The 9,433-nt window shown below is 60.2% G+C and carries 8 protein-coding genes and 1 tRNA gene; 8 read left to right on the top strand and 1 reads right to left on the bottom strand.

Annotation, left to right across the window (positions count from 1 at the left end):
• Nucleotides 1-2 precede the first annotated feature (2 nt).
• A tRNA-Glu gene (locus AC2VLR_RS00155) sits at nucleotides 3-78 on the bottom strand.
• Nucleotides 79-219: 141 nt separating this feature from the next.
• On the opposite strand from AC2VLR_RS00155, the gene secB reads away from it, so the two are divergent.
• From secB to hpnA, 8 genes are all read left to right on the top strand, one after another.
• Nucleotides 220-669 (top strand): protein-export chaperone SecB, encoded by a 450-nt coding sequence (gene secB, locus AC2VLR_RS00150; protein ID WP_486880316.1) that lies wholly within the window; start codon nucleotides 220-222, stop codon nucleotides 667-669.
• A 17-nt stretch (nucleotides 670-686) separates the two neighbouring features.
• Nucleotides 687-1,727 carry an NAD(P)H-dependent glycerol-3-phosphate dehydrogenase gene (locus tag AC2VLR_RS00145; RefSeq protein ID WP_486880315.1) on the top strand — a complete coding sequence of 347 codons (1,041 nt, stop codon included), beginning with the start codon at nucleotides 687-689 and terminating at the stop codon, nucleotides 1,725-1,727.
• A 4-nt stretch (nucleotides 1,728-1,731) separates the two neighbouring features.
• Nucleotides 1,732-3,180 (top strand): sensor histidine kinase, encoded by a 1,449-nt coding sequence (locus tag AC2VLR_RS00140; RefSeq protein ID WP_486880314.1) that lies wholly within the window; start codon nucleotides 1,732-1,734, stop codon nucleotides 3,178-3,180.
• Nucleotides 3,181-3,186: 6 nt separating this feature from the next.
• Complete coding sequence (locus AC2VLR_RS00135; protein ID WP_486880313.1) at nucleotides 3,187-4,593, top strand: sigma-54-dependent transcriptional regulator; 1,407 nt, start codon at nucleotides 3,187-3,189, stop codon at nucleotides 4,591-4,593.
• 128 nt (nucleotides 4,594-4,721) lie between these two features.
• On the top strand, nucleotides 4,722-5,762 hold the full coding sequence (locus AC2VLR_RS00130) for a phytoene/squalene synthase family protein (protein WP_486880312.1): 1,041 nt from the start codon (nucleotides 4,722-4,724) through the stop codon (nucleotides 5,760-5,762).
• The gene (gene shc, locus AC2VLR_RS00125; protein ID WP_486880311.1) at nucleotides 5,759-7,756 is read left to right on the top strand and encodes a squalene--hopene cyclase; all 1,998 of its coding nucleotides are present in this window, start codon (nucleotides 5,759-5,761) and stop codon (nucleotides 7,754-7,756) included. The genes AC2VLR_RS00130 and shc overlap by 4 nt, the downstream gene beginning before the upstream one ends.
• Entirely contained in the window at nucleotides 7,738-8,445 is a 708-nt protein-coding gene (locus AC2VLR_RS00120) for a phosphorylase family protein (RefSeq protein ID WP_486880310.1), read from the top strand. Before shc ends, AC2VLR_RS00120 begins: the two co-directional genes overlap by 19 nt.
• Complete coding sequence (gene hpnA, locus AC2VLR_RS00115; protein ID WP_486880309.1) at nucleotides 8,442-9,431, top strand: hopanoid-associated sugar epimerase; 990 nt, start codon at nucleotides 8,442-8,444, stop codon at nucleotides 9,429-9,431. The genes AC2VLR_RS00120 and hpnA overlap by 4 nt, the downstream gene beginning before the upstream one ends.
• Nucleotides 9,432-9,433: the final 2 nt, after the last annotated feature.

The following is a 9,433-nucleotide window of genomic DNA, read 5'->3' as shown; positions in this document are numbered from 1 at the left end:
TTTGGCGTCCCCAGGGGGGTTCGAACCCCCGTTACCGCCGTGAAAGGGCGGTGTCCTAGGCCGCTAGACGATGGGGACCTGGACAGCGCTGTGCATCCTACACAGAAGCGCGCTGTCTGGCAAGCACGCCATGGCGAGTCGAGTCGTAGCCCCGCAGGGGGAACTTCGGGTAGACTGGGTGGCGTATCATTTTCAGTCACTCCGGAAAAGAAGGGTCTTATGGAAGAACAAGAAGCAATATTCATGATTGAACGGATTTACGTCAAAGATATTTCCTTTGAGTCACCCAATGCTCCCCACAGTTTTGTGCAGACCGAGGCGCCGACGGTGGATGTGGGCCTGAATACCGCCAGCACCCAGGTGGAAGGTATGGAGGGGCTGAGCGAAGTTACCCTGACTGTTACCGTCAAGGCTAAGGCCGGTGAGAGCACCTATTTTGCCGTCGAGGTGCAGCAGGCGGGTCTGTTCCGGATTCAGAATATTCCCGAAGAACACATGCCGGCCCTAGTGGCGGTGCATTGCCCGACCATTCTGTTCCCATATGCCCGGGAAGTGGTGGCGGATCTGGTCGGACGGGGTGGCTTCCAGCCGCTGCATCTGCATCCGGTCAACTTTGAGGCGCTGTTCCAGCAGGCCCAGCAAGAACAGATGGGGCATACTACCCAGTAAATCATGAGCTGGAAGCCATGAGCTGGGCGGTGCTGGGAGCGGGACACTGGGGTACAGCGCTGGCGGTACATTTGTGTCGGCAAGGGCAGGATGTGCGCCTCTGGGGGCGCAACCCGCAACACTTGCCGGGCGGCAGCGATCCCTCCCTATTGTCTCCGGTTTTTCCGGATTTGCCTTGGCCGGCAGGCCTGCAGGTAGAACCAGACCTTGCCGCCGCTGTCGCCGGGGCAGAAGGTATTGTCCTGGCGGTCCCGAGTCATGCCTTGCGCAGTCTTCTGAACAGTCTGTCCAGCCTCTGCTTGTTGAGCGAGGCCGTCCTGGTGCTCGCTGCCAAGGGGCTGGAGTTGCCCGGTGCCCTGCGTCTGGATCAGGTGGTTCAGGCGGAATGCCCCGATATGCCCCTGGTGGTCCTTTCTGGCCCGAGTTTTGCCCACGATCTGGTGCTGGGTAAACCCTTGGCCATGACTGCTGCTTCCCACGATATGGCCCAGGCGCAGAGGGTCGCGGAGGTGTTTGCCAGTGACCAGATGCGGGTGTATCGCAGCGATGATGTGGCCGGTGTCTGTCTGGGCGGGGCCATCAAGAATGTACTGGCCATTGCGGCGGGTATTTCCGATGGCCTGGACAACGGCGATAGTGCCCGGGCAGCCCTGATTACCCGGGGCATCGCCGAGCTGCACCGCCTGGGAACAGCGCTGGGCGGGCGCACCGAAACCTTCATGGGCTTGACTGGGGCGGGGGATCTGATCCTGACGGCGAGCAGTGATTTGTCGCGGAATCGGCGGGTGGGCATCGGTTTGGGGCGTGGCCAGACCCTGGACAAGGTGCTGGCGGATATCGGCCAGGAAGCCGAGGGGGTGCGCAGTGCCCGGGCCCTGTTTCGCTTGGCCCAGAGTCTGGGGGTGGAGATGCCCATTACCGAGCAGGTTTATCGGGTGCTCTATGCCGGCGTGGACGTGCGTCAGGTCAGTGAACTGTTGATGCGGCGTGCGGCCCGGGCCGAGCATCCTGTTGCGGTGATCCCGGCAGGTGACGCCAGTCGGGAAGAGGGCGCCTAGCTTTATGGCGATTCTGCGCTTACCCGGTGCTGCCGATGGGCGCAAACGCATTCCTTTTGCGCCTTTTCGGACCCTTGGAGTGCTGCTGGTGCAGTTTGTGGTGCTGGCCTTCCTGCTTCTGGGGATATTGCTGGTGCATACCAACCAGGACCTGCGTACCCTGGACGCCTATACCGCCTACATGGCGGATTTGTCCCGGACCTCCCAGGAAACTTTGCGAACCTGGCAGCAACAGGGTGCGGTGGCGGCGCTGCAGGTGCTCCGCAAGGACCTCCAGGAAATTGCCGCAGCGCATCCGCAACAGATTCGCGACAATCCCCATTGGGCAAAATTGCAGCTGCTGGTCAATCGCCGGGATGCGGGGCTATTGCCCGAGGCTTTGTTGCAGCTTTCAGATATCAGTATGCAGGAACATGCTCGGGGGCGGAGACTGGTGCTGGCGGCGGGCCATGATGCCCGTTACACCTTGATTGGTACGGCGGTAGCGCTGTTTTCTTTCATGATATTTGTGCTGGTGACACTGGTATTTTTTCGCCTGCGGATTCTGGGACCGCTGCGTCGCCTCCAGGATGCCATGCATTCGCTGGAAATCGGGGCTTTTCGGCGGGTATCAGAAGCCCACGCGGACCCCGGGATCAGTCCCTTACTGCAATATTACAATCACATGATCGGGCGTCTGGAGGATCTGGAAAAAACCCGACGCCAGTACTTGCAGGATTTGCAGCGGGAAGTGAATGAGGCTGCGCATACTCTGGTGGCGCAACAGGCGGCGGTAGCCCGTTCCGAGCGGCTGGCGGCGGTTGGTGAAGCGGCTGCGGCTTTCGCCCATGAGTTGCGTAATCCCCTGGCCGGATTGCAGGTGGGCTGCGCCAATATTCGTCGGGAAATACGCGACCCCGAATTGGCCGAACGTCTGGGATTGATGGAAGAGGAATTGCGTCGGGTCAGTCGGCTTCTGGATCAGCAATTGCGTGGTGCCCGTCAGGCCCATGAAAAGGGGCGCCGGGTGGCCCCCAGGGAAACCGTGGAAACCCTGCTGAACCTGCTGCGCTATCAAATGCCTGCCCAGGTCAAGCTGGAACTGTTGCCGGGGGAATGTCGTGATTGTCTATTGCCCCTGGACCAGTTCCGCCAGGCACTGCTCAATCTCATTCTCAACAGTATGCAGGCTCTGGCGGGTGAGGGAGGGCAAATCAGTGTGGCCCTTGCCCAGGTCGACAAGCAGTTGCAGGTGGTTGTCGCCGATAATGGTCCGGGCTTTCCCGATACCCTGTTGCGCGAGGGGATTCGTCCCTTTGCCAGCAGCAAGGAACAGGGCACCGGGTTGGGCCTGTCCATGGTTCGGCGTTTTGTGCGCAGTCTGGGTGGCGAGGTGCAATTGCGCAATCGGGAACCTCACGGCGCCGAAGTGTGTCTCTTGTTACCCTGTCCTGAAATTGCCGGTAAGGAGTAGCAGATCATGGCGGATGCTTTGCTGATTATCGAGGATGAAATTTTTCTGGGGCGGGAAATGTGCCGCTTTTTTGAAAAGGAAGGCTGGGAGGTGCATTGGGCGGAGCGCTTTGCCGATGCCGAGGAATTGCTGCTGAAACAGGATCTCAGCCCGCTGGTGACTCTGGCTGACCTCAATTTGCCCGATGGCAACAGTCTGGATCTGTTGGAAAAGGTGCGGGCAAAGTCGGGTACGGGAGAATGGATTTTTCTGACGGCCTTTGGCAGTGTGCCCGATTCGGTGCGGGCACTGCGTTTGGGCGCCTATGACTTTCTCGAAAAGCCCTGCGAGATGGAACGTCTGGAAATGGTGGTGCGTTCGGCAGGGCGGGGAGCCCGTGCCCAGCGCCGGGTCGCAGAGGATACTTCCTCCCAGCACCACCGCTATCGTCCGGAAACCTATCTGGGCGAAAGTGCTGCCGCAGCGACGGTGCGCAGCATGCTCGAACGTCTGGCGCAGGTTCCCTACAGTGCTTTGGTGATTTCCGGTGAAACCGGTACCGGCAAGGGCCTGGCAGCGCGCATCCTGCATTACAGCAGCGCTCAGGCGGGCGGACCGATGGTGGAAATCAACTGCGCGGCCCTGCCCCGGGAATTACTGGAATCCGAATTGTTCGGCTATGAGCCGGGGGCATTTACCGGTGCGGCGGTACGTCATCGCGGACTGGTGGAACAGGCCAATGGTGGCACCCTGTTTCTCGATGAAATTTCCGAAATGGAGCTGGACTTGCAGGCCAAGTTGCTGAAAGTCATTGAAGATCACAGCTTGCGACGCTTGGGTGGGGATCGCGCCATTGCCGTGGATGTGCGCTTTATTGCCGCCAGTAACCGTGATATCGAAGCCCAGGTGGCGGCGGGGGCTTTTCGTGCCGATTTGTTTCATCGCTTGAGCGTGTTTCGCCTGGCCCTGCCGTCCCTGCGGGAACGGAAGGGTGATCTGCATGCGTTGGTGCCCCATTTCGTGGCCGAATTCAATGCCCAGGCGGGTAAGCATGTGCATTATGTCAGCCCGGCAGTCTGGGCCGCACTGGAGGCCTACGACTGGCCGGGCAATGTCCGGGAACTGCGCAATGTGATTGAGCGGGCGGTACTGTTTTCCGAAAGCGAAGAATTGCCTCTGGAGTGGTTGCAGTTGCCGGGTCAGATCAATAACTCCTGTCCGGCACTCTCCGGGTGTCCGGTGGATGGGCAGCATATTATCCTGCCCATGGATGGCAGCATGGATCTGGAGGCTATGGAACGGCAGATTCTGCAGCAGATACTCAGCTTGAGCGAGGGTAATGTGTCCCGGGCGGCAAAAATGCTGGGCATCACCCGGGAGACCCTGCGCTACCGTATTCGCAAACATGGTCTGGGCGATGATGGCGAATCCTGAGCGGAGAAGCATGGTCTATACTTGCAGAATTGTTGCGGGATCGTTACATTGCCGCGATGCAACGGGTCACTACAGGCACCCGGACAACTAGAACAAGGAGTTTGGATGTCACCGGACAGGACCGCTGCATGACGGCAGCCCTCGATCAGGCCTTGGCCTGGCAGCAGCAAAGCCTGCAGCTTGTTTCACGGACTTTTGCGTTGACTATTCCGCAATTGCCCGATGTCCTGCGCGTGGCCGTGGGTAACGGGTATTTGCTCTGTCGGATTGCCGATACCATTGAAGATGATCCGGTCATGCCCTGGAAAGAAAAAGCCCACTGGCAGCAGGTGTTTCTGCAGGTGGTGGAAGGTCAGGCCGATCCCGCCGTTTTTGCTGAGGGTTTCGGAGCGGTGCTGTCTGCGGAAATGCCTGCCGCCGAGCATGATCTGGTGCGCCATACTGCCGAAGTGCTGCAAATTACCCATAGTTTCAGCCCCACCCAGCAGGCGGCTCTGGCGCGCTGCGTGCGCATCATGGGTTCGGGTATGGCCGAGTTTCAGCAGCACGCCTCCCGACAGGGACTGGCCGATGTCCCAGCCCTGGACCGTTATTGTTATGTGGTGGCGGGAGTCGTCGGCGAAATGTTGACCAGTCTGTTCGTGGAATACGAACCCCGCCTGCGTCCTCAGGAAGCGGAAATGCAGCGTCTCGCCGTCTCTTTTGGTCAGGGCTTGCAGATGACCAATATACTCAAGGACATCTGGGATGACTGGGGACGTGGTGTAAGTTGGATGCCGGCCAGTCTTTTTGCCCGCTATGGTTGCGATATCGCGAGCGTCCAGCCGGGCAGTCATGACCCTGGATTTCAACAGGGGCTGGAAGTTTTGCTGGATATGGCGTCCGGACACCTGGAAAACGCGCTGCGCTACACTTTGATGATTCCTGCGGATCAAACCGGGATGCGCGATTTTTGTCTCTGGGCACTGGCCATGGCAGTGCTGACTTTACGCCGCATTGCCGAGAACCCGATCTTTGCCAATGGCGCCGAAGTCAAAATCAGTCGCAACAGTGTGCAATGGGTGGTTCTTCTGTCCAAGCTTATGCATCGTTCCGATGCCCTGTTGCTGGCCAGTTTCCGGGCGGGTATCAAACCCTTGCGGCGCACGGCGCTGGCCGCAACAGTATGAATCGCCTGTTACAACCATTGCCTCTGGCAGGCGGGGTGCTGCGTAGCGTACGGACGCCAAGTCTGGATCACTCGCTGGACGCTACTCCGGCCCAAAATCGGACCCAGTCGCTGGCCCAGACTCTGGAGACTGCGCGGTGTCTGCTGCTCGAAAAGCAGGCAGCGGACGGACACTGGTGTTTTGAATTTGAGGCTGACTGTACCATTCCTGCGGAATACATCCTCATGCAGCACTACATGGATGAGCGGGATCCGGCCCTGGAAGCCAAAATGGCGGTGTACCTGCGCAGCAAGCAGGCGGATCACGGCGGTTGGCCGCTGTATTATGGAGGGCATTTTGATCTCAGCGCTTCGGTGAAAGCCTACTATGCCCTGAAGTTGGCGGGTGATGCTCCCGATCTGCCCCATATGCGCCGGGCCAGAGAGGCTATTCTTGCCCACGGCGGTGCCGAACATGCCAATGTCTTCACCCGGATTACCCTGGCCCTCTTTGCCCAGGTGCCGTGGCGGGCGGTGCCTTCCATTCCGGTGGAAGTCATGCTCCTGCCGCGCTGGTTTCCCTTTCATATTTACAAGGTGGCGTCCTGGTCCCGGACCGTTATGGTGCCGCTATTTATTTTATGCAGCCTCAAAGCCAAGGCCAAGAACCCTCTGCAAGTACATATTCGCGAATTGTTTCGTCGGCCACCCGAACAAATCCAGGATTATTTTGCCTGTGCCCGGCAGGGCGTGGTAGCCCGTACTTTTCTGGCCCTGGACCGCTTTTGGGGAATCATCGAAAAGGGCATTCCCGCCGCGCTGCGCCGGATCGCCGTACGCCGGGCCGAGCAGTGGTTTACGGCACGCATTAATGGAGAAGATGGTCTGAACGGGATTTTTCCGGCCATGGTCAATGCTCATGAGGCTCTGGAGCTGCTGGGCTATGCTCCGGAACATCCCTATCGTCAGGCAACCTCTGCAGCACTGCGCAAGCTGGTGGTGGAGCGTGCTGACCATGCTTATTGTCAGCCCTGCATGTCCCCGGTGTGGGATACCTGTCTGGCCCTCCATGCTCTGATCGAAGCCGATGGCTCTGAGGATCTGGGGGCTGCTGCAGAAAAAGCCATCGCCTGGTTGAAGGACCGGCAGATTTGCCGGGAACCGGGCGACTGGCAGGTCCAGCGCCCTGATCTGGCCGGAGGCGGCTGGGCATTTCAGTATGCCAATCCCTATTATCCCGATCTGGATGATACCGCAGCGGTCGCCTGGGCGCTGGCGCGGGCTGGGCGTCCCGAAGATCGGGACAGCATTGAACAAGCCGCCAACTGGCTGGCCGGGATGCAGTCCCGCAATGGCGGGTTTGGCGCTTATGATGTGGATAATACCCATTATTATCTCAATGAAATTCCCTTTGCCGATCACAAGGCGCTGCTGGACCCGCCCACCGCCGATGTGACCGGCAGAGTTGTGGCCTTTCTCGGCTATCTGGGCCGGGCCCGGGATCGGGATGTGCTGCGCCGGGCGGTTGCCTATCTGCTGCGTGAACAGGAATCCTCCGGGGCCTGGTTTGGTCGCTGGGGCACCAATTATATTTACGGCACCTGGTCGGTGCTGATGGCGCTGGGGGAATTGCAGGATCCTTCCCTGCAACCGGCCATGGACCGCGCCGCCGACTGGCTGCGGGCCATGCAGCAGGCCGATGGTGGCTGGGGCGAAAACAACGATTCCTACGCGGAGCCCGGGCTGGCCGGTGCCGGACAGGATTCTACGGCCGCCCAGACCGCCTGGGCCTGTCTGGGCCTGATGGCGGCCGGCGATAAGGGCTCGAGGGCGCTGCGGCGCGGAATTCACTGGTTGGAGACCCATCAGGATAGCCGTTCGGGCTGGCAGGATCCTTTTTTCAATGCCCCGGGTTTTCCCAAAGTGTTCTATCTCATTTACCACGGTTACAGTGTGTATTTTCCCCTTTGGGCCCTGGCCCGTTTCCGGAATCTGGGATGTCAGCCTCACGGATAGGCGTAGTGGTGGCTCTGGATGCCGAAGCCCAGACCCTTTATTCCGGCACCTTAAGCCATCAACGGGTGATTACGGTCAGTGATCAGCTCAGCATGGTGGTTTCGGGTATGGGGCCGCAGGCGGCAGGTCAGGCTGCCGAACAATTACTACAGTCTGGCGTCGCTGCTTTGCTCTCCTGGGGAACCGCCGGAGGGCTGAACCCGGATGGTCAGGCCGGAGATCTGCTGGTGCCGGAGCAGGTGGTCTGGAATGGACGCCATTGGCCGGTGGACCCGGCCTGGCGTATGACCCTCCTGCACCAGCTTTCTTCCCGGGTGCCGGGTGGTGACCTGTGTTCCGTGAGTGTGCCCTGTGCTTCCGTTGCGGCCAAGGCCGAGCTGCGGGCAGCCCATCCCGAATCCCGGGCGGTGGATATGGAAAGCGGGGCGATAGCCGAGTGCGCTGCCCGGGCGGATTTGCCCTTTCTGGTGGTACGCAGTGTGGTGGACCCTGCCAATCAGGCGCTACCTGTCAGCGCCACCCGGAGCGTGGATGCCTATGGACGGCCGCGCTGGCTGCCTTTGTTGGGGGGGCTGTTGCGCCATCCCGGTGACCTACCGGCCCTCATGGGGCTGGGCCGAGAAATGCAGGCGGCCTTGCAGAGTCTGCGCCGGGTCCAGCCTTATCTCGAAACAGCGAGGCCGTCATGAAAGCCCTGTTGACGGGCGCATCGGGTTTTGTGGGGGGAGCGGTGCTCCGGCGTCTGCTCGCCGAAGGTCTGGAGGTCCGGGTCTTATATCGTCCGGGGGCCGATACCAGCAATTGGGAAGGGCTGGATGTGGAGCCGTTTCCGGGGGATCTGGTGGATGGCCGGGCCCTGGATAAAGCCGTTGCCGGATGTTCCCTGGTTTTTCATGTGGCCGCCGATTATCGCCTGTGGGTACCCGATCCCCAGCCTATGTACGCCGCCAATGTGGAGGGGAGCGAACGGCTGGCCCGGGCGGCCCTGGATGCCGGGGTGGAACGTATCATCTATACCAGCAGCGTGGCGGTGCTCGGGCATTATGCGGATGGCCGGGTGGCTGACGAAGCCGCACCCTCCAGTCTGGAGGACATGATTGGTCATTACAAACGCTCCAAATTCCTGGCGGAGGAGACGCTGCACAAACTCTGTCAGAACGAAGCCGCGCCGATTGTGATTGTCAATCCTTCCACGCCCATCGGGCCTGCGGATCGCAAACCCACCCCGACTGGCCGGCTGGTGCGGGATGCCGCAGCTGGAAAAATGCCGGCTTATGTGGATACGGGCCTGAATGTGGTGCATGTGGATGATGTGGCCATGGGACACTGGCAGGCTTTTCTGCATGGTGAACCGGGGCAACGCTATATTCTCGGCGGCGATAATCTTTCCCTGCAGGCCATTCTGACCCGCATTGCCGGCCTCACCGGCAAGCGTTCGCCGCTGCTGCGCATTCCCCGCAAGATGCTCTATCCCCTGGCCTGGGCGGCCGAAGGGGTGGTGCGTCTGCGTGGTCAGGGTACGCCTCTGGTGACCCTGGATGAGCTGCGCATGGCGGCCCACAAAATGTACTTTTCCTCGCTGAAGGCCGAGGAGCACCTGCATTATGTGCATCGTCCTGCAGAAGAAGCCTTGCGCGATGCAGTCAGGTGGTTTGTCGACCATCATTATTTGTGATC

Source organism: Acidithiobacillus sp. TH-A117 (genome assembly GCF_057473465.1).
This window is presented reverse-complemented; position numbering and strand designations above follow the sequence as displayed.

What these genes read in the sequence shown, in the direction of transcription:
- secB (WP_486880316.1), top strand. Translation starts at nt 220, where the DNA reads ATGGAAGAACAAGAAGCAATATTCATGATTGAACGGATTTACGTCAAA.
- AC2VLR_RS00145 (WP_486880315.1), top strand. Translation starts at nt 687, where the DNA reads ATGAGCTGGGCGGTGCTGGGAGCGGGACACTGGGGTACAGCGCTGGCG.
- AC2VLR_RS00140 (WP_486880314.1), top strand. Translation starts at nt 1,732, where the DNA reads ATGGCGATTCTGCGCTTACCCGGTGCTGCCGATGGGCGCAAACGCATT.
- AC2VLR_RS00135 (WP_486880313.1), top strand. Translation starts at nt 3,187, where the DNA reads ATGGCGGATGCTTTGCTGATTATCGAGGATGAAATTTTTCTGGGGCGG.
- AC2VLR_RS00130 (WP_486880312.1), top strand. Translation starts at nt 4,722, where the DNA reads ATGACGGCAGCCCTCGATCAGGCCTTGGCCTGGCAGCAGCAAAGCCTG.
- shc (WP_486880311.1), top strand. Translation starts at nt 5,759, where the DNA reads ATGAATCGCCTGTTACAACCATTGCCTCTGGCAGGCGGGGTGCTGCGT.
- AC2VLR_RS00120 (WP_486880310.1), top strand. Translation starts at nt 7,738, where the DNA reads ATGTCAGCCTCACGGATAGGCGTAGTGGTGGCTCTGGATGCCGAAGCC.
- hpnA (WP_486880309.1), top strand. Translation starts at nt 8,442, where the DNA reads ATGAAAGCCCTGTTGACGGGCGCATCGGGTTTTGTGGGGGGAGCGGTG.